Annotated in this window: 19 protein-coding genes; 5 read left to right on the top strand and 14 right to left on the bottom strand. The window is 67.9% G+C overall.

What is annotated here, in order from left to right; translation table 11 throughout:
• Positions 1 to 38 precede the first annotated feature (38 nt).
• Both dapE and BBX35_RS11590 read left to right on the top strand, forming a co-directional pair.
• The gene (gene dapE, locus BBX35_RS11595) at positions 39 to 1,211 is read left to right on the top strand and encodes a succinyl-diaminopimelate desuccinylase (protein WP_067220149.1); all 1,173 of its coding nucleotides are present in this window, start codon (positions 39 to 41) and stop codon (positions 1,209 to 1,211) included.
• Positions 1,212 to 1,350: 139 nt separating this feature from the next.
• Entirely contained in the window at positions 1,351 to 2,241 is an 891-nt protein-coding gene (locus BBX35_RS11590) for a DUF2189 domain-containing protein (protein ID WP_083206238.1), read from the top strand.
• Here the strand turns inward: BBX35_RS11590 and truA are convergent.
• The 5 genes from truA to def form a co-directional block, all read right to left on the bottom strand.
• On the bottom strand, positions 2,181 to 3,011 hold the full coding sequence (gene truA / locus BBX35_RS11585; protein ID WP_067220147.1) for a tRNA pseudouridine(38-40) synthase TruA: 831 nt from the start codon (positions 3,009 to 3,011) through the stop codon (positions 2,181 to 2,183). The two genes, BBX35_RS11590 and truA, sit on opposite strands and share 61 nt — an antisense overlap.
• A gap of 30 nt (positions 3,012 to 3,041) precedes the next feature.
• Complete coding sequence (locus tag BBX35_RS11580; protein WP_067220145.1) at positions 3,042 to 3,569, bottom strand: GNAT family N-acetyltransferase; 528 nt, start codon at positions 3,567 to 3,569, stop codon at positions 3,042 to 3,044.
• Positions 3,570 to 3,669: 100 nt separating this feature from the next.
• Positions 3,670 to 4,605 carry a methionyl-tRNA formyltransferase gene (fmt, locus tag BBX35_RS11575; RefSeq protein WP_067221450.1) on the bottom strand — a complete coding sequence of 312 codons (936 nt, stop codon included), beginning with the start codon at positions 4,603 to 4,605 and terminating at the stop codon, positions 3,670 to 3,672.
• 101 nt (positions 4,606 to 4,706) lie between these two features.
• A complete protein-coding gene (locus tag BBX35_RS11570; RefSeq protein WP_067220142.1) occupies positions 4,707 to 5,339 on the bottom strand; it encodes a MarC family protein in 633 nt (210 codons plus the stop codon).
• 41 nt (positions 5,340 to 5,380) lie between these two features.
• The gene (gene def / locus BBX35_RS11565) at positions 5,381 to 5,899 is read right to left on the bottom strand and encodes a peptide deformylase (RefSeq protein WP_067220139.1); all 519 of its coding nucleotides are present in this window, start codon (positions 5,897 to 5,899) and stop codon (positions 5,381 to 5,383) included.
• 205 nt (positions 5,900 to 6,104) lie between these two features.
• Between def and BBX35_RS11560 the strand changes: the two genes are divergently transcribed.
• Positions 6,105 to 7,376, top strand: coding sequence for a DNA recombination protein RmuC (locus BBX35_RS11560; RefSeq protein WP_067220138.1), 1,272 nt, complete (start codon positions 6,105 to 6,107; stop codon positions 7,374 to 7,376).
• 135 nt (positions 7,377 to 7,511) lie between these two features.
• Here the strand turns inward: BBX35_RS11560 and BBX35_RS11555 are convergent, their stop codons facing one another.
• Both BBX35_RS11555 and BBX35_RS23420 read right to left on the bottom strand, forming a co-directional pair.
• Positions 7,512 to 7,838 carry a hypothetical protein gene (locus BBX35_RS11555; RefSeq protein ID WP_067220135.1) on the bottom strand — a complete coding sequence of 109 codons (327 nt, stop codon included), beginning with the start codon at positions 7,836 to 7,838 and terminating at the stop codon, positions 7,512 to 7,514.
• Complete coding sequence (locus BBX35_RS23420; protein WP_141687852.1) at positions 7,835 to 8,104, bottom strand: hypothetical protein; 270 nt, start codon at positions 8,102 to 8,104, stop codon at positions 7,835 to 7,837. Before BBX35_RS23420 ends, BBX35_RS11555 begins: the two co-directional genes overlap by 4 nt.
• On the opposite strand from BBX35_RS23420, the gene BBX35_RS11550 reads away from it, so the two are divergent.
• Positions 8,103 to 9,047 (top strand): 2-hydroxyacid dehydrogenase, encoded by a 945-nt coding sequence (locus BBX35_RS11550; RefSeq protein ID WP_067220132.1) that lies wholly within the window; start codon positions 8,103 to 8,105, stop codon positions 9,045 to 9,047. The two genes, BBX35_RS23420 and BBX35_RS11550, sit on opposite strands and share 2 nt — an antisense overlap.
• Positions 9,048 to 9,082: 35 nt before the next feature.
• On the opposite strand, the gene BBX35_RS11545 is transcribed toward BBX35_RS11550, so the two are convergent.
• From BBX35_RS11545 to BBX35_RS11530, 4 genes are all read right to left on the bottom strand, one after another.
• Positions 9,083 to 9,514 carry a response regulator gene (locus tag BBX35_RS11545; RefSeq protein WP_067220130.1) on the bottom strand — a complete coding sequence of 144 codons (432 nt, stop codon included), beginning with the start codon at positions 9,512 to 9,514 and terminating at the stop codon, positions 9,083 to 9,085.
• Between the two features lie 377 nt (positions 9,515 to 9,891).
• On the bottom strand, positions 9,892 to 10,773 hold the full coding sequence (locus tag BBX35_RS11540) for a C40 family peptidase (protein ID WP_067220128.1): 882 nt from the start codon (positions 10,771 to 10,773) through the stop codon (positions 9,892 to 9,894).
• A 61-nt stretch (positions 10,774 to 10,834) separates the two neighbouring features.
• Positions 10,835 to 11,185, bottom strand: a complete 351-nt coding sequence (locus BBX35_RS11535; protein WP_067220126.1) for a MarR family winged helix-turn-helix transcriptional regulator — start codon at positions 11,183 to 11,185, stop codon at positions 10,835 to 10,837.
• Positions 11,186 to 11,299: 114 nt separating this feature from the next.
• Entirely contained in the window at positions 11,300 to 12,691 is a 1,392-nt protein-coding gene (locus tag BBX35_RS11530; RefSeq protein WP_067220123.1) for a leucyl aminopeptidase family protein, read from the bottom strand.
• A gap of 245 nt (positions 12,692 to 12,936) precedes the next feature.
• On the opposite strand from BBX35_RS11530, the gene BBX35_RS11525 reads away from it, so the two are divergent.
• A complete protein-coding gene (locus tag BBX35_RS11525) occupies positions 12,937 to 13,764 on the top strand; it encodes a tetratricopeptide repeat protein (RefSeq protein WP_067220122.1) in 828 nt (275 codons plus the stop codon).
• A 93-nt stretch (positions 13,765 to 13,857) separates the two neighbouring features.
• Here the strand turns inward: BBX35_RS11525 and BBX35_RS11520 are convergent, their stop codons facing one another.
• From BBX35_RS11520 to BBX35_RS11510, 3 genes are read right to left on the bottom strand one after another with little or no spacing between them, the layout of a single operon-like run.
• Complete coding sequence (locus BBX35_RS11520; protein WP_067220119.1) at positions 13,858 to 14,838, bottom strand: type II secretion system F family protein; 981 nt, start codon at positions 14,836 to 14,838, stop codon at positions 13,858 to 13,860.
• A 42-nt stretch (positions 14,839 to 14,880) separates the two neighbouring features.
• Positions 14,881 to 15,903, bottom strand: coding sequence for a type II secretion system F family protein (locus BBX35_RS11515; protein WP_067220117.1), 1,023 nt, complete (start codon positions 15,901 to 15,903; stop codon positions 14,881 to 14,883).
• Positions 15,896 to 17,410, bottom strand: coding sequence for a TadA family conjugal transfer-associated ATPase (locus BBX35_RS11510; RefSeq protein ID WP_067220114.1), 1,515 nt, complete (start codon positions 17,408 to 17,410; stop codon positions 15,896 to 15,898). The genes BBX35_RS11515 and BBX35_RS11510 overlap by 8 nt, the downstream gene beginning before the upstream one ends.
• Positions 17,411 to 17,422 lie beyond the last annotated feature (12 nt).

Here is a 17,422-nt window from a genome sequence, read left to right as displayed (position 1 = left end):
CGTTCGTTCCCGCCCTTCCATCCGAAAGCCGCCTGCCCGTGACCGACCAGCCCCTTTCCCTTGCTGCCACCCTTGCCCGCGACCTGCTGCGCTGCCCGTCCGTGACGCCGGCAGAGGGCGGCGCGCTCGCGCTGCTGGACGAGCGGCTGACGGCAGCCGGCTTCACGGTCGAGCGCATGGTGTTCTCGGACCGCGGCACGCCGGACGTGGAAAACCTCTTCGCCACCATCGGCACGAAGGGCCCGAACCTTGCCTTTGCCGGCCATACCGACGTGGTGCCGGCGGGCGATGCGGGCGCCTGGCGGCACGGCCCGTTCGACGGAAACATCGAGGACGGCATCCTGCACGGGCGCGGCGCGGTCGACATGAAGGGCGGCATCGCAGCGTTTGCTGCCGCCGCCATCGCCTATGTGGCGGACAAGGGCGACGCGCTCGACGGGCGCATCTCCTTCCTGATCACCGGCGACGAGGAAGGCCCGGCGATCAACGGCACGGTCAAGCTGCTGGAATGGGCGGCCGAGCGCGGCCACCGGTTCGACGCCTGCATCGTCGGCGAGCCGACCAACCCGGCGCAGCTCGGCGATGCGATCAAGGTCGGCCGGCGCGGCTCGCTGTCGGGCATCGTCACGGTCACCGGCGTGCAGGGCCATGTCGCCTATCCGCATCTGGCGAAGAACCCGGTCTCCGACATGCTGGCGCTGCTCGCCCGCCTCGACGCTCTCGTGCTCGATGCCGGCAACGAGCGCTTTCAGCCGTCGAATCTCGAAATCACCACCGTCGATGTCGGCAACACCGCCTTCAACGTCATCCCGCGCAAGGCGGTCGCCAATTTCAACATCCGCTTCAACGACACCTGGTCGGTGGACAGCCTGAAGGCGCATCTGCGCGATGCGCTGGCCGGCGTCGAAGGGCTCGCCTGCGACTGGCAGCTCGATTTCACCAGCGATTCCAGCGACAGCTTCCTCACCCATGATGCGGAGCTGATCGACGCGCTGGCCGATGCGGTGGAAGCGGAGACCGGCCGCCGGCCGGAGCTCTCGACGGGCGGCGGCACCTCGGATGCCCGCTTCATCAAGAACTATTGCCCGGTGGTCGAGTTCGGCCTCGTCGGCCAGACCATGCACCAGGTCGACGAGCGCGTGCCGCTGGCCGAGCTGGACGGCCTCGCCGCGATCTATCGCCGCTTCCTCGACAGCTATTTCGCCGGCTAACCGACAGACCTCTCCCCTCCCGGACAGACATCAGGCTCGACCACAAGTATCTTTCCGAAGATGACGGGCCGGTGCGTTCTTGGTTGAGTAGCGCTGCTTGTTGCAGCATCGGGAAACAAGAACGCCAGGGGGGCAGGCAATGACGGGCGAACAGGGCAGCGGCACCATCGACGGACAGCCCGTGCGGCGGCCGGACCCGACGCGGGTCAACGCCATCGGCTTCGACGCCATCGTCGACGCGCTCGGCGCGGGCATGCGCGACTTCCGCAAGGCGCCGCGCTTCGGCCTGTTCTTCGGCGCCGTCTATGCGCTCGGCGGCATCCTCGTGCTGCTCACCGCCTCCGCCCTGCACATGAGCTATCTCAGCTATCCGCTGGCCATCGGCTTCGGGCTGATCGGCCCGTTCATCGCCGTCGGCCTCTACGAGGTCAGCCGCCGGCTGGAGACGGGCGAGCCGCTCGGCTGGGCCGGCGTCCTCGGGGTCATCTGGGCGCAGCGCAAGCGCGAGATCGCCTGGATGGCCTTCGTCGTGCTCTTCGTCCAGATCATGTGGATGTATCAGGTGCGGCTGCTGCTCGCCCTGTTCCTCGGCTTCAAGTCCTTCGCCTCCTTCGGCGCCTTCGTCGAGGTGGTGGTGACGACGCCGGAAGGCCTGATGTTCCTGGTCATCGGCAATGCCATCGGCGCGGTGCTGTCGGTCCTGCTGTTCTCGCTGACCGTCGTTTCCTTCCCGATGCTGCTCGACCGGGACGTCGACTTCATCACCGCGATGATCACCAGCGTGCGCGCGGTCGTCACCAGCCCGAAGCCGATGATCGGCTGGGCGCTGGTCGTCACCGCGACGCTGATCGTGTCGATGCTGCCGCTCTTCGCCGGGCTGCTGGTCGCCCTGCCGGTGCTCGGCCACACCACCTGGCATCTCTATCGTAAGCTGGTGCCGCCCGCCCCGCAGGAGGACGAGGCCGGCCTTCAGTCGCCGACCACCTCGTCGGCCTCTTCGCCCGCCGCCTCGGCAAGCCCGGCGCGATAGGCGGCCAGCGACGCCGCGTCATCTTCCGCCGGGCGATAGTCGACCTGCGTCAGATACAGCCCGTCGGGCGGCGCCACCGGGCCGCAGGCCTCGCGGTTGCAGGCCGCCAGCGCCTTTGCGACATCCCCCGGCCCCCAGCGGCCCTCGCCGACCAGCCGCAGCGTGCCGACCATCGAGCGCACCTGGTTGTGCAGGAAGGAGCGCGACGAGCACTCGGCGATGATGCTCTCGCCCTCGCGGCGCACGCTGAAGGCTTCCAGCGTCTTCCACGGGCTCTTCGCCTGGCATCGCGAATGGCGGAAGGTGGTGAAGTCGTGATGGCCGACGAAGACCTGCGCCGCCTCGTGCATCGCTTCTGCGTCGAGCGGCTTCTTCACGTGCCAAGCCAGGCCCAGATCGTGGGTCAGCGGCGCCAGCCGGTTGACGATGCGATAGCGGTAGTGGCGGCGGATCGCGGAAAAGCGGGCATCGAAGCCCTCATGCATCTGCTGGCAGTCGATGATCGCCACCGGATCGGGCAGGCAGTGGAAGTTCAGCGCGCCCAGCACGGTCGCCGGCGGCCACTCCTTTGCCAGATCGAGATGGGCCACCTGCCCGGTCGCATGCACGCCGGAATCGGTGCGCCCCGCCCCGCCGATGGTCACCGTCTCGCCGGAAAACGCCTTCACCGCCCGCTCGATCACGCCCTGCACGGACGGGCCGTTGTCCTGCCTCTGCCAGCCCACGAAAGGGCGGCCGTCATAGTCGACTGTCAGCTTGTAGCGGGGCATGGAACGAAAACGGCTCGCCGGTTGTCGCGGTTACTCGAAGGCCTCGAAGGGCGTGGCGAAGGTGACCTCGATAGGCAGGGCCGCCCGTGCGGCCTCGGTCAGCGCCAGCGCCTGGAAGGCTGCCCCCGCATAGGGGGCGGCGACCTTTTTCGCAAGCTCCGCGTCGAAGCCGAAGCGCGGGTAATAGGCCGGCGGCCCCAGCACCAGAACCAGATCCTCGCCCTGCTCGCGCAAGGCTGTGACCCCGGCGCGGATCAGCGCCGAGCCGACGCCGCCGCGCTGCCGGTCCGGGCTCACCGAGACCGGCGCCAGGCACGAGATGGCAAGCCGGTGCCCGGCGCCCGCTCCCGTCACCCGGGAAAAGGCGACATGGCCGACGATCCGCCCGTCCCGGTCGACCGCCACCAGCTCGAGCACCAATGCGCCGCAGGAGCGCAGCTCGTCGACGAGCCGCGCCTCGCCCTCCTGGCCGAAGGCGCTGGCGATGACCAGCGAAATGTCCGCCTCGTCGGCGGGCGTTGCGGGGCGGATCGCGGGTTCAAGCGCAGGATGGGTCATCTGGATGGTCCGTTCGGCCTTGCGGCACCTGACAGCGGTCTGGTTCGCCCGGCATCATAGCCTGCCCGGCGTCCGCTTGGCGATGGAGGACGGGTCGGGGTTACGAAAGGCGCGCACCTGCACCGAGCTGGGCGCCGCGCTGGAACTCGGCCGCCGGCATCGGCTTCTTGCCGGCGCGCTGCAGCTGCACCAGCCGCACCGCGCCGTTGCCGCAGGCGACCAGCAGCTCGTCGCCGGCGGAAAGCAGCGTGCCCGGTTCGCCCGAGGCGCTCTCGTCCAGCGCGCTGCGCAGCACCTTCACCCGCTCGCTGCGCCCCGAAATCTCCACCTCGCACCAGGCACCGGGAAAGGGCGAGAGCCCGCGCACATGGTCGTGCACCTCGCGGGCCGGCCGCGTCCAGTCGATCCGCGTTTCGGCCTTGTCGAGCTTGCGGGCGTAGGTGACGCCCTCCTCCGCCTGGGGCGTCGGCACCAGGCCGCCGCGCGGCAGGGCCGCGAGCGCGCGCACCATCAGGTCCGCGCCCAGCACCGACAGGCGGTCGTGCAGCTCGCCGGCCGTCATGTCCTGCCCGATCGCCAGCTTCTCGGCCATGTAGACCGGACCGGTGTCGAGCCCGGCTTCCATGCGCATCACCTCGACGCCGGTTTCCGCGTCGCCGGCCATGATCGCGCGGTTGATCGGGGCCGCACCGCGCCAGCGCGGCAGCAGCGAGGCATGCAGGTTGAGACAGCCATGCACCGGAATGTCGAGCACCGCCTGCGGCAGCAACAGGCCGTAGGCGACGACGACGGCCGCATCGGGGGCGAGCTCGGCAAGTGCGGCGTGCTCCTCCTCGCTTTTCAGCGACTGCGGGCAGCGCACCGGAATGCCCAGCGTCTCGGCCGCCTGATGCACTGCCGACTTGCGCTCCTCCATGCCCCGTCCCGCCTTGCGCGGCGGCTGGGTGTAGCAGGCGACGACATCGTGACCCTGGCCGACGATCTCCATCAAGGTCGGAACGGAAAACTCCGGCGTTCCCATGAAGACGATGCGCAAGGTCATGATTTCTCCTTCGACGGATCGAGCGGGGCTCGGTTTTCAGGGGTTTGAACGTATCAGGCGCGGCGCGTCATGCGAGGCGCTTCATGCAAGACGTTTCATGCAAGACCGGGCAACAGCGCCTTGAGGCTCGTCACCATCATCTCCATGGCGATGGCGGCGAGGATCATGCCCATCAGCCGGCTCATGATGCTGATCGCGGTGCAGTTGAGGACGCGCGACAGCATCGGCGCGGCGAGAAAGGTGGCAGAGAGCACGACGACCATGGCGGCCAGCGCCGCCACCAGGGCGATCTCCTCGCCCGTCCCGCGCGCCTGCTCGCGGAAGATCACGATGGTCGAGATCGAGCCCGGCCCCAGCAACATCGGTACGGTCAGCGGGTAGATGCCCGGATTGTCGACGCTCTGGTGATGCTCTTTCTCCGCATCCGTGCCGGCCTGCGCGCTGCTTTCCCCGCCATGCAGCATGGACAGGGCGATCAGCAGGATCAGCAGCCCGCCGGCAAGGCGGAAGCCGTCGATGCTGATGCCGAACAGCGACAGGATCGCCTCGCCGCCGAAGAAGACGATGAGCGAACCGGCAACGAGGCCGAGCGTTGCGGTCAGGGCGACGGCGCGCTTTCCGGCCGCATCGCGGTCGCCGGTCAGCGACAGGAACACCGGCAGGTTGGCGACCGGGCTCATGATCGCGAAAAGCGCCGCGAAGACCTTGAGAAAGAAGGCGATGTCCATGCGTCCGGCTCCCGGGTCGCAGGTTCAGGCTGCAGCGCGGCTCAAGCCTTTTCGGTCAGCCGGGCCTGCTTCTGGAACTTCTTCACGACGCGGTCGCGCTTCAGCTTGGAAATGTGGTCGATGAACAGCACGCCGTTCAAGTGGTCGATCTCGTGCTGCAGGCAGGTGGCGAGCAGGCCGTCCGCCTCGATCTCGCGCTGCGCGCCCTCGCGGTCAAGGAAGCGCAGGCCGATCCGCTGCGGCCGCTCCACGTCCTCGTAATATTCCGGTATCGACAGGCAGCCTTCCTGATAGACGGAGCGCTCGTCGGATTCCCACACGACCTCGGGGTTGATCACCACCATCGGCGCGGGCGTCTCGCCCTCGCGCGCCACATCCAGCACCAGCATGCGCGTCGGCACGCCGATCTGGATCGCCGCCAGCCCGATGCCCGGCGCGTCGTACATGGTGTCCAGCATGTCGTCGGCCAGCTGGCGCACGGCGTCGTCGACGCTGGCGACCGGCTCGCTGACCAGGCGCAGCTTGGGATCCGGCAGGATGATGATGTCTCGTTTCGTCATGGTGCTGAGATATGGGAGAAGGCCGCCCGCGTCAACGCGCCGATGCGCCCGGAATGCACGATTTCCGCGGTTTGCAGCCCATGGTGAAGGGGGCGGCGGCCTCCTCCGCGCCCCCGGTGCTCCTCTGCCCGCTCGCTGTGCCCGGTTGCCGCCCCACGCGCCTGCGCCGTTTCGCAATTGCGACAAATGTTCTATCTTTGTTTCCATGGAGACGATTCTCTTCACCCTGCTCGGCCGGCCCGTGTCGCTCGGCGAGGCGCTGGTCGGTGCTGCCGTGCTGCTGCTCGGTGCGGCGGTGCTGACGCTCGTCTCCGTGTCGCGGCAGGCGGGCCGGGCGCGCGATGCCGAATGGCGGGCGGCCGAACACGCACGCGAGCTCGAGGCGCGGGTCTCCGACCTGCTCAAGGTCCAGTCCGAGATGACCGGCCGGATGCAGACCATGGCCGAGGTCTTCGGCTCGCGGCAGGGCGACCTGATGCGCGCCGTCAACGAGCGGCTCGACGGCATGAGCCACAAGCTCGGCCAGTCGATGGCCGAGACCACCCGGCGCACCCATGACGGCTTGCGCCACCTGCACGAGCGCCTCGCGGTCATCGACCGGGCGCAGGCGACGATCCGCGACCTCTCCGGCCAGGTCGGGGCGCTGCAGTCTATCCTCGACAACAAGCAGGCGCGGGGCGCCTTCGGCCAGGGCCGGATGGAGGCGATCGTCCAGGACGCGCTGGCGCCGGGCGCCTTCAGCTTTCAGGCGACCCTGTCGACGCGCGTGCGGCCCGACTGCCTGATCCACCTGCCGAACGGCGCCCCGCCCCTCGTCGTCGACGCCAAGTTTCCGCTGGAGGCCTATAACGAGCTGAAGCAGGCCGAAGGGCCGGAGCCGCTCAAGCAGGCGCGCGCCCGCTTCCGCCGCGACATCGGCAAGCACCTTTCGGACATTGCCGAGCGCTATCTCATTCCGGGCGAGACCCAGGACACGGCCTTCATGTTCGTGCCGTCGGAAAGCATCTTCGCCGAAATCCACGAACAGTTCGCCGATCTCGTCCAGAAGGCGCACCGGGTCCGGGTGGTCATCGTCTCGCCCTCGCTGCTGCTGTTGTCGATCCAGGTGGTGCAGTCGGTGCTGCGCGATGCCCGGTTGCGCGAGGAGGCGCACCGGATCCAGGCCGAGGTCGGCCATCTCGTCGCCGATGTCGACCGGCTGGACGAGCGGGTCCGCAAGCTGCAGCAGCATTTCGGCCAGGCCGGCCGCGACATCGAGCAGATCCTGATCTCGACCGACAAGATCGGCAAGCGCGGCCGCAGCATCGGCGATCTCGACCTCGCCCCGCGGCGCAGCGAGCAGGCTTCAGACGACGCCGCCATCGACCGGCCGGGTCCCGCCGGCGGCGCGCCGGCGGCCGGGCCGCGCGAACGCCGGGACGAGGCGTCACGCCCCCTGCCCCTGCCCGGGCTTCACGATCCCTTTGCTGCCGACTGACGCCTCTTCTTGCCGCGCCTCTTCTTGCCGCGCATCATACGCCGACCCGCCCCCTGCGGGGATAACAGCATCTGCCCGCTCCGGTCCGGAGCGGGGATAGAGACTGGGCGCGCGCGGGGACAAGCCGGCCGCGCGTCAGTGCGCCTCGCCGATCTTCGCCGTCTCGCTGTCGCTGTCCGAAAGCACCCGCACCGACTTCGCCGCGCCGCCGTAATTCCGCTCAATATAGTGGAAGTCCCGGTCGGTCAGCACCTGCGGGCAGATGCCGGCGCCCTCGCGCAGCGTCACCTCGACGAGGTAGACCGGCGGCTCCGACTTCTCGAGCCCGGCGAACTCCGCCAGCACCTCGTGGCACGGCGTCGGCGCCGTCACCTTGCCGGTCACATGCAGGGTCGGCGTGCGACCCGGCCCCGGCATCAGGTCGACCCAGGCGACCACACTCTTCACATCTCCGACCTTCATCGATCCATTCCCCCCGGAAAAAGCGTGATTGAGACGGAAAAATCAATTTCTCCCGATTTCAGCGCGGAATTTTGCAAAATTTCTCTCAAAAATTGATTCCATTGCGCTCCACACCTGTCAAGAAAATTGACGCTACGGAAGACGGGGACAATCACGCGGCTGACCCGCCAGGGGCTTGGCGTTTCGACGCTTTTTTTGATCCCGGTGCTGCACAGATCGGCGGAAGATGCTCTAAGGAGGGAAACACCCGTCTGGAGGACCTGCATGAGCCTGCTGATTGCCGTCAAGGGCTGGAACCCCGCAGCCTGGGCCTCGCGCCTTGCCCGCCATCTGCCGCATCACGAGATCCGCTCCTGGCCGGATGCCATCGGCGACCCGGCCGACATCCGCTACGCGCTCGCCTGGAAGGCCCCCGCCGAGGTGCTGTCCGCCTGCCCCAATCTCAAGGCGATCTTCTCGCTGGGCGCCGGCGTCGACCACCTGCTGGCCCAGCCCGGACTGCCGGACGTTCCGGTCGTCCGCGTCGTCGATCCGGACCTGACCGCCCGCATGGCCGAGTGGGTGGCGCTGCAGGTCCTGCTGCACCATCGCCAGCATCTCGCCTACGCCGCGCAACAGCGCGAAGGCGTCTGGCGCGACCTCGAACAGCCGGCCGCGCGGCATGTGCGCGTCGGCCTGCTCGGCCTCGGCGTGCTCGGCGCGGAATCCGCCAAGGTATTGGTGCGATTGGGGTTTGACGTGGCGGGCTGGGCGCGCGGGTCCAAGCAGATCGACGGCGTCACCTGCTATGCCGGCGAGGGCGAGCTCGACGCCTTCCTCGCCCGCACCGACATTCTGGTCAACCTGCTGCCGCTGACGCCGGAGACGCGCGGCTTCGTCGATTACGCCCTCGTGTCGCGGCTGGCGCGCGACGGCGCGCTCCGCGCTCCGGTCTTCATCAATGGCGGGCGCGGCGGCAGCCAGGTCGAGGCCGACCTGTTGCGCGCGCTCACCGACGGCACGCTGAAGGGCGCCAGCCTCGACGTGTTCGAGACCGAGCCGCTGCCCTCAGGCAGCCCGCTGTGGAAGCTGGAGAATGTAGTGATCACGCCGCATGTCGCCGCCGACAGCGACCCGGAGGCGATCTCGGCCTATGTCGCCGAGCAGATCCTCGCCTTCGAGGCGGGCGGCGCCTTGCGCAACACCGTCGACCGGGCGACCGGCTACTGAAGCCGGATCGCCTAAGTCTTAATTATTTCAATGAACTAGCAATGGAAGCGGCGGGCGCGCGAGAACCACAGATCGACGATCTCGCGCGCGATGCGCTTCATTTCGCGCGGGGCATCGGGCTTCTGGTGGACCGCATCGAACCAGTCGCCATCCTCCGCCGCAACCGGCGGCGTGCCGCGCGTCAGGCCGACGAGCGGCAGCGTCGCGCTGTCGTAGCGCTGGCGCACGCGCCGGGCCAGTTCGCCGGCGCGCCCTGCGGGCAGGTCCAACGACGCAACGACGCAGTCGAACGGCGGACCGGCGGCCGCATCGGGCGTCGACAGCAGCTCGAGCGCCGTCTCCACCGAGCCGACACGGCGGACGCGAATGTTTCCCGTCGCTCCTTCGAGCGCCAGACGAAAGGCGAGGGCATCGTTCACGTTGTCTTCAACGTGAAGGAAGACCGCATGCGGCAAGACATGAAGCATGATTGATCAATTGTCCGTAGAACGCGCAAAGACGTCGTCACCCGCTTCCCTTCGGGAGGCCAGGCGCAACATCCAATTTTACTGATCTGGTCGGACTGGCGAGTCTTCGGATTGACCCGTGGGGTGTCTTCGCTGTCCGTTGCAAAGGCGCGAAAAACACTCGCGCATCGTCGCCGCTGATATAGTCGTGTTCGCACACCGACACAAATGCATTCCCTGCATAGCAGATGCGCTAGGGGAACCGGTTTGTTTCAGGTGTTTCCTTTTAAGGAAGCGACAGCAAATTTCCAAAACAACTTGAAAAACCGAATAACAGCAAAAACCGGACCGCGGACGCCCAAGAAAATCCGCTTCGGCGCCTGGCTCCGCGGACGCTCCTAGAGCCGCCGGCAGGCGGTCACCGCGCCCCATTCGGTGGCGGCGATCCGCACCAGCGCGGCATCCAGCGGCTCCAGCGCCACGCTCATCGTATGGCCGTTGGCATGCAGCAAGGTGCGGGAATCGCTCAGGATGCCGACATGACCCCGCCAGAACAGCAGGTCGCCGCGCGTCAGCTCCGGCAGCCCCCCGGAGATGTCGAGCGCTTCGCCCGCCCCTGCCTGCTGCATGTCGCTGTCGCGCGGCAGCACATGGCCTGCTTCCGCTGCTGCGAGCTGCACCAGCGCCGAGCAGTCGAGGCCAAGCGACGTGCGCCCGCCCCAAAGATATGGCGTGCCGAGCAGGCTTTCGGCCACCGCCACCCAGTCGGCCACGATCTCGCCGAGCGGCATCAGATGGCGGGCGACCATGGCGCTGCCATCGTCGAGCAGCGCGTAGTCGAGCCCGCGCGTCACGGCCGTGCCGACGACGCGAACGCGCGCCCCCAGCGACAGCAGCGAAAGCGGCGGCCGCTTCAGCTCGGCTTCCGGATAGCGGTAGCTGCGCGGCACGCAGACCCGGTGGGTGGCCGGCTCCCCGGCCTCGCCGATGCTTGCCGCCGGCAGGTAGCCGACATAGCCGTCGGTCGCCAGCTGGCCCCAGGCCCAGCCGTCGTCGCGGATCTCGTAGAGATCGAAGCTCTCGCCATGAAGCGTCTCGGTATCGATGGACCGGGCGGCATCCGGCGCGGGGCGCAGCGGCGCAGAGGCAACCGCGATGCGCGTCGGCAGCGGATCGGCGAAGCGCTCTGCCGCCACCCTGCCGCGATAGCGGCTCGCCGCCAGATCGGGGCGAACCGGATGGATGCGGCGGTCGAGGGTGGCGTCAGCTTCGCTGGTCATGCGGCAGTCCAGATTTTCCGGGCTTTTCGGGCTTGCGGCGACCGTGCCCAGCCACGCGCAATCAGCGAGTTATCTCGGCGGCGCGGGCAACGATCGTATCCGCAATGTGCTCCAGATAGAGCGCCCCGGCAACGGTGCGGGTCACCACGACGTTGCGCCGGTCGGCCTCGTCGCGGCGGCGCGACAGCAGCTTCATCGCGCCCAGGGTGTCGAGCGCGCGGGTGATCACCGGCTTGGTGACGTCGAGACGCGCGGCAAGCCCGCGCACCGTGTGCGGCGGCGGCTCCAGATAGACCGTCATCAGGATCGCCATCTGGCGCGAGGTGAGGTCCTTGTCGCCGTCGGTGACCAGCGACATCGTCACGTCGTGCCAGAGCCGCAGCGCCTGCGACGGCCGCAAGTCGATACCCATCTCTCACCCATGCCTCACGCGCCGTTGCCGGCCTTGCCCCATAGTGGCAGGCAATTCGTTTCGGTTCCGTTATACAAACGGCGAAACCGGCGAGCGGCGCGGACGCGGCGGGCCTCAGCCTTTCGGGTAGCGGGCGGCCAGCAGCGAAAACAGCGCGCGCGCGGCCTGCGCCTCGCCGCCGAGCGGCCGGCCCGGACGATCGGCCGGATTCCAGCCGTATATGTCGAAATGCGCCCAGACCCGCGCCTTTTCGACGAAGCGGGAGAGAAACAGCGCCGCGGTGATCGAGCCGGCGAAGCCCGCGCCGCTGGTGTTGATGTGGTTGATGTCGGCGATCCGGCTTTCCAGATAGCTCTCGTAGGGACGCCACAACGGCAGGCGCCACAGCGGATCGCGCACCGCAGTCGCGTGCTCCGCCAGCTCGGCCGCAAAGGCCTCGTCGTCGGTGTAGAAGGGCGGCAGGTCGGGCCCGAGCGCGACACGGGCAGCGCCGGTCAGCGTCGCCATGTCGATCAGGATCTCCGGCTCCTCCTCGTCGGCCAGCGCCAGCGCATCGGCCAGGATCAGCCGGCCTTCCGCGTCGGTGTTGCCGATCTCGACGGTGAGGCCCTTGCGGCTCGGCAGCACGTCGCCCGGACGGAAGGACGCGCCGGAAATCGCGTTCTCCACCGCAGGAACGATAACGCGCAGGCGCACCGGCAGGCCCGCCGCCATGATCATCGAGGCCAGTGCCAGCACGGCCGCCGCACCGCCCATGTCCTTCTTCATCAAGGCCATGGCGCTGGACGGCTTGATGTCGAGGCCGCCGGTGTCGAAGACGACGCCCTTGCCGACCAGGGTGACGCGCGGATGCCCCTCCTCGCCCCATGTCGCATCGAGCAGGCGCGGCGCACGGGAGCTCGCCCGGCCGACCGCATGCACCATCGGGAAGCCCTGGGACAGCAGCGCCTCACCCTCGACGACGCGCACGCGCCCGCCCCGATCGTCGAACAGGCGCAGCGCCGCCTCGCACAGCTCGGCAGGACCGAGGTCGCTTGCCGGCGTGTTGACCAGATCGCGGGCCAGCGTCATGCCGTCGAGGATGAGGCCGACCCGTTCCAGGTCGACACCCTCGCCCACCATCAGCCGCGGCGCCGAGCGGCCGGACGGCTTGCGGTAGCGCTCGAACCGGTAGGAGCCGAGCGCGAAGGCAAGCGCGGCCTCTTCCTGCGCCTCGCCGGCGATTTCCAGGCGGAAGTCGCCGCCCGGCAGCTTGCGGGCCAGGTCTCCGAAGGCAAAGCCCGGGTCGGCAGCCTTGGCGACGCCGAACAACACCGCCTCAAGCGCTCCTTCGGCACCGGGAACCAGCAGAAGCTGGCCGGCCGTCCCGTCGAACCCGCTCGCCGCGGCAAAGGCCTCAGCCCTTGCACCCAGGCCCTGGAGCGTTGCCGGCGTTCCGTCGCGGTCGACGGCATGGACGGGAATGGCAACAGCGTCGGCGGAATGGGCGATCAGGGAGGCGCGCACGGGCGAGGTCCTTGTGTGGCGGGAGAAGATGGTTGGAGCTCCGTTTTAAGCACGAAGGACGGGCAGCGGCAATCGCCCGCCGGGCCGCCCTGCCGCCGCCATGCGGGCTGCTCCAGGCCTTGTTCCGGGCCTGTACCGGGCCTGTACCGGGGCGGCGTTTAACGAAGCATTAGGGTTAACGACGTATTGATGAGCTTGCGCATTCTGCAAGTCCAACGTCCGTCCGTGTCCAGGAGCCCGGCACCATGCCATCCACGCGCCACGCCCTCTCCCGCTCTTCCGCCGCGCCGCGCCTGATGCTCGCGGCCTCGATGGTGGCCCTGGTCGCGCTGACCGGCTGCGCCTCGTCGAAGCGCAGCGTCGGCACCCATTCGGGCGCACCGCAAGGCTATGCCGCGCCGGGATCCAGCGCCGCGCTGCAGGCCGTCGGTTACTGGGGGCAGGCCTACCAGCGCTCGCCGAAGGACCGCGAGAACATCCTCAACTATGCCGCCGCCCTGCGCCGCAACGGCCAGGTCGACCAGGCCGAGGCGGTGCTGCGCCAGGCGATCATCGACCATCAGAGCGACCGCGACATCGCCGCTGCCTATGGCAAGGTGCTGGCGATGAACGGCCGGCTGCCGGAGGCGTTGCAGGTGATCAACGGCGCGCAGACCCCGACGCGCCCCGACTGGCGGCTGATGTCGGCGGCCGCCGCGATCCACGACCAGATGGGCAACACCCAGAAGGCGCGCGATCTCTACAATCAGGCGCTCAAGATCGCTCCGGACGAGCCGAGCCTGCTCAACAATCTTGCCATGTCCTACCTGCTGGAAGGCGAGGCCAAGGAGGCAGAAGGCGTGCTGCGCCGCGCCGCCGCCAGCCCCAAGGCCGACAGCCGCATCCGCCAGAACCTGGCGCTGGCGATCGGCCTGCAGGGCCGCTTCCAGGAGGCCGAGCAGGTCGCCACCGCCGAGATCGACCCGGCCCAGGCGGCACAGAACATCGCTTATCTGAAATCGATGCTGTCGCAGCGCAATTCGTGGGCCGAGATCGCAGCGCAGGACAAGAAGAAGAAAAAGTCCGGCAGCTGAGACGCCCCGTCTTCGCCTGGCGCTTCTTCGGGCAGCCGAAACGACAAAAGCCACCCTCGCGGGTGGCTTTTTCATTGGTGCGGGATCGCGCCGTCAGAAGGTCGCCAGAGCCTGGATGATCGCCGGGCCGATGATGACGGCGAGCAGGACGGGCAGGAAGAACACGATCATCGGAACGGTCAGCTTCGGCGGCAGGGCCGCAGCCTTCTTTTCCGCCGCCTGCATGCGCTGCATACGGTTCTCGTCCGCCATCACGCGCAATGCGGTGGAGATCGGCGTGCCGTAGCGCTCGGCCTGGATCAGCGCCAGCGAGACGTTCTTGACGCCTTCCAGGCCTGTGCGGTTGGCAAGGTTCTCGTAGGCCATGCGCCGGTCGCCGAGATAGGAGAGCTCGGCATTGGTCAGCGTCAGCTCCTCGGCCAGCGGAATCGACTGGATGCCGATCTCGTCCGAGACCCTGCGGAAGGCGACCTCGATGGACATGCCGGATTCGACGCAGATCAGCATCAGGTCGAGCGCATCCGGCCAGGCGCGATTGATCGACAGCTGGCGCTTCTGAATCTTGTTCTTCAGGTAAAGGTCGGGCGCGTAGAAACCGATGAACGCGGCAAGGCAGGCAATGAAGACCTTGACCATCGCCGGCTGATCGAGCTGCAGCACCACGAACGTATAGAACAGCGCGAACAGGAAGAGGATCACCGGCATCACGAGCCGCGCGAAGAGATAGGTGTAGAGCGGACGCACGCCGCGATAGCCGGCGCGGATGAGCCGCAGCTTGGTCTCGTTGTCCGACAGAAGGTTCTTGAGGTTCAGCCGGTCGACGATCCTCTGCATGTTCTTCTTCGGCTTGTTGCGCAGGGACACCCGGGCATTCGCCTTGTCGTCGGCAAGACGGGCCCGCTCGCGCGCGCGCATCTGCTCGCGCTCCAGCGCCACGGACTTCATCCGGCTCTTCAGCTTGTCGCCTTCCAGCAGAGGCACGACGAGCGAAAACAGCGTGCCGGCGATGGCGACCATGGTCAGGATCGCGATCATCGCCTGCTGGGAGAGAAGATTGGAGAAATCCAGTCCCATGGTCTCTTTCCGTGTCCGTCGTTCCTGCCCGAGATCGGCAGATCAGAAGTCGAAGGCGATCATCTTCTTCATGATGAAGATGCCGGTCAGCATCCACAGGCCGCTGGCGACGATGATGATGTTGCCGGCGGGATCGGTAAACAGCAGCATCATGTAGGAGGGGCTGAGCACCGACAGCGCGCCGATGACGAGGAAGGGCAGCGAGCCGATGATCGCGGCGGAGGACTTGGCCTCCTGGCTCATGGCGACGATCTTGCCCTTCATCGCCTTGCGCTCGCGAAGCACCTTGGACAGGTTGCCGAGCGCCTCGGACAGCGAGCCGCCCGACTGCGACTGGATCATCACCACGATGGCGAGAAAGTTCGCCTCGGCGACCGGCATGCGGCTCGGCAGCTTGGCGATGGCCTCCGCCAGGGTGATGCCCATGGTCTGCGCCTCGACGATGCGACGGAACTCGGTCTTGATCGGCTCGCGCGCCTCGGCAGCAACGATCTGCACGCACTCGCCGAGCGGCAGGCCGGCCTTGGTGCCGCGCACGATCACGTCGACCGCATTGGGAAGCTCGTTGAGGAACGCTTCGATCCGCTTCTTGCGGCGGCGCGCGAGATAGAAGCGCGGCACGCCGAAACCGCCGACGAACATCAGGCCCAGGGTCACGATCAGCGAGCCGGAGGCCGTCAGGCCGACAAGGCCCAGCACCAGCGCGCAAATCACCGAGAAGACGATGAACCCGCGCTTCGACCACGACAGGCCGGCCTGGTCGATGCGTTCGTCCAGCGTCAGGCGCGCGGCGCGCTGCTGCTTCTTCTTCTCGCGGGCCTCGAACTCCTTGAGCTGGTCCTGAACCGACTTGCGCCGGCGGTCGCCGTCGCGCGCCTTGCGGGTGGCGTCGATGGCAGCGCTGTTGCGGACCGCGACAGACTTCATGCGCTTTTCGCGGGCAGTCCGACCGCTCAGTTGCGGCTCGAACAAGGCGTAGATGATGCCGCCGATGGAGAACGTCGCCAGCAAGGCGATGGCGATCGTCGTCACCTCCGGCGAGAGGAAGGACTGCAGGTCAGCCATGTCCGGGCTCCGGTGCTTCGGCGGCGTCGAGGGCGGCGGCAAGGCGGTGCTCTTCGCCGAAGTAGCGGGCCTTTTCCCAGAACTTCGGACGCCCGATGCCGGTGGAGCGATGCCGGCCGATCAGCTTGCCGTTCGCATCCTCGCCCAGGATGTCGTAGAGGAACACGTCCTGGGTGATGATCACGTCGCCTTCCATGCCCATCACTTCGGAAACGTGGGTGATGCGGCGCGAACCGTCGCGCAGGCGCTGCGCCTGGACGATCACGTCGATGGACGAGACGATCATCTCGCGCAGGGTCTTGGAGGGCAGCGAGAAGCCGCCCATGGTGATCATCGATTCCAGACGCGACAACGCCTCGCGCGGGCTGTTGGCGTGCAGCGTGCCCATGGACCCGTCATGGCCGGTGTTCATCGCCTGAAGCAGGTCGAAGGCCTCGGGTCCGCGCACCTCGCCGACGATGATCCGCTCGGGACGCATACGCAGGCAGTTCTTGACGAGATCGCGCATGGTCACCTCGCCCTCGCCTTCCAGGTTCGGCGGGCGGGTCTCGAGGCGCACCACATGCGGCTGCTGCAGCTGCAGCTCGGCCGCGTCCTCGCAGGTGATGATGCGTTCGGTGGAATCGATATAGGCCGTCAGACAGTTGAGCAGCGTCGTCTTGCCCGAACCCGTGCCGCCGGAAATCAGCACGTTGCAACGGCTGCGGCCGATGATCTCGAGCACCGTCGAGCCCTCGGGCGAGATCGAGCCGTACTGGACGAGCTGCTTGAGGGTCAGCTTGTCCTTCTTGAACTTACGAATGGTGAGCGTCGGCCCGTCGATGGCCAGCGGCGGCGCGATGACGTTGACGCGCGAGCCGTCGGCGAGGCGGGCGTCGCAGATCGGGCTGGATTCGTCGACGCGGCGGCCGACCTGGCTGACGATCCGCTGGCAGATGTTCATCAGCTGCTTGTTGTCGCGGAAGCGCACGCTGGTCTGCTGCATGCGGCCCTGGGTCTCGATGTAGACCGTGTTGGCGCCGTTGACCATGATGTCGGCGATGTCGTCGCGCGCCAGCAGCGGCTCGAGCGGACCGTAGCCCAGAACGTCGTTGCATATGTCTTCCAGCAGGTCTTCCTGCTCGGAGATCGACATCACCACGTTCTTCAGCGCGATGATGTCGTTGACGACGTCGCGGATCTCCTCGCGCGCATCCTCGGCGCTGAGGCGTGTCAGCATCGACAGGTCGATGGCCTCGACAAGCGCGTTGAAGATCGACGACTTGGTCGCGTAATAGCCTTCCGAGCGCTGCGGCGCGCGCGGTTCGGCGACCGGCGGCGGGGGCGGCGCCGGCTTGGCGGCTACGGCGGGCTGCGCCGCAGCAGGAGCGCGTTCGGGCGCCCGTGCGGGATCGGCTGCGGCCGACGGGGGCGGTGCAGCCGGCGCGGCCTGCGGCTCGCCCTGCATGGGCGGCGCCGCGGGGCGGGACGTCTGTGAACCTGAGGAAGCGCCACGTCGACCGAACATCGTTACCTGCTT

The organism is Stappia indica (assembly GCF_001696535.1).
GTDB lineage: Bacteria > Pseudomonadota > Alphaproteobacteria > Rhizobiales > Stappiaceae > Stappia > Stappia indica.
This window is presented reverse-complemented; position numbering and strand designations above follow the sequence as displayed.

Excerpts from the sequence above, each read along its gene's own strand:
- BBX35_RS11590 (WP_083206238.1), top strand. The coding sequence starts at position 1,351 with ATGACGGGCGAACAGGGCAGCGGCACCATCGACGGACAGCCCGTGCGG.
- truA (WP_067220147.1), bottom strand. The coding sequence starts at position 3,011 with ATGCCCCGCTACAAGCTGACAGTCGACTATGACGGCCGCCCTTTCGTG.
- BBX35_RS11580 (WP_067220145.1), bottom strand. The coding sequence starts at position 3,569 with ATGACCCATCCTGCGCTTGAACCCGCGATCCGCCCCGCAACGCCCGCC.
- BBX35_RS11570 (WP_067220142.1), bottom strand. The coding sequence starts at position 5,339 with ATGGACATCGCCTTCTTTCTCAAGGTCTTCGCGGCGCTTTTCGCGATC.
- def (WP_067220139.1), bottom strand. The coding sequence starts at position 5,899 with ATGACGAAACGAGACATCATCATCCTGCCGGATCCCAAGCTGCGCCTG.
- BBX35_RS11560 (WP_067220138.1), top strand. The coding sequence starts at position 6,105 with ATGGAGACGATTCTCTTCACCCTGCTCGGCCGGCCCGTGTCGCTCGGC.
- BBX35_RS11555 (WP_067220135.1), bottom strand. The coding sequence starts at position 7,838 with ATGAAGGTCGGAGATGTGAAGAGTGTGGTCGCCTGGGTCGACCTGATG.
- BBX35_RS11550 (WP_067220132.1), top strand. The coding sequence starts at position 8,103 with ATGAGCCTGCTGATTGCCGTCAAGGGCTGGAACCCCGCAGCCTGGGCC.
- BBX35_RS23420 (WP_141687852.1), bottom strand. The coding sequence starts at position 8,104 with ATGCAGGTCCTCCAGACGGGTGTTTCCCTCCTTAGAGCATCTTCCGCC.
- BBX35_RS11545 (WP_067220130.1), bottom strand. The coding sequence starts at position 9,514 with ATGCTTCATGTCTTGCCGCATGCGGTCTTCCTTCACGTTGAAGACAAC.
- BBX35_RS11540 (WP_067220128.1), bottom strand. The coding sequence starts at position 10,773 with ATGACCAGCGAAGCTGACGCCACCCTCGACCGCCGCATCCATCCGGTT.
- BBX35_RS11535 (WP_067220126.1), bottom strand. The coding sequence starts at position 11,185 with ATGGGTATCGACTTGCGGCCGTCGCAGGCGCTGCGGCTCTGGCACGAC.
- BBX35_RS11525 (WP_067220122.1), top strand. The coding sequence starts at position 12,937 with ATGCCATCCACGCGCCACGCCCTCTCCCGCTCTTCCGCCGCGCCGCGC.
- BBX35_RS11520 (WP_067220119.1), bottom strand. The coding sequence starts at position 14,838 with ATGGGACTGGATTTCTCCAATCTTCTCTCCCAGCAGGCGATGATCGCG.
- BBX35_RS11515 (WP_067220117.1), bottom strand. The coding sequence starts at position 15,903 with ATGGCTGACCTGCAGTCCTTCCTCTCGCCGGAGGTGACGACGATCGCC.
- BBX35_RS11510 (WP_067220114.1), bottom strand. The coding sequence starts at position 17,410 with ATGTTCGGTCGACGTGGCGCTTCCTCAGGTTCACAGACGTCCCGCCCC.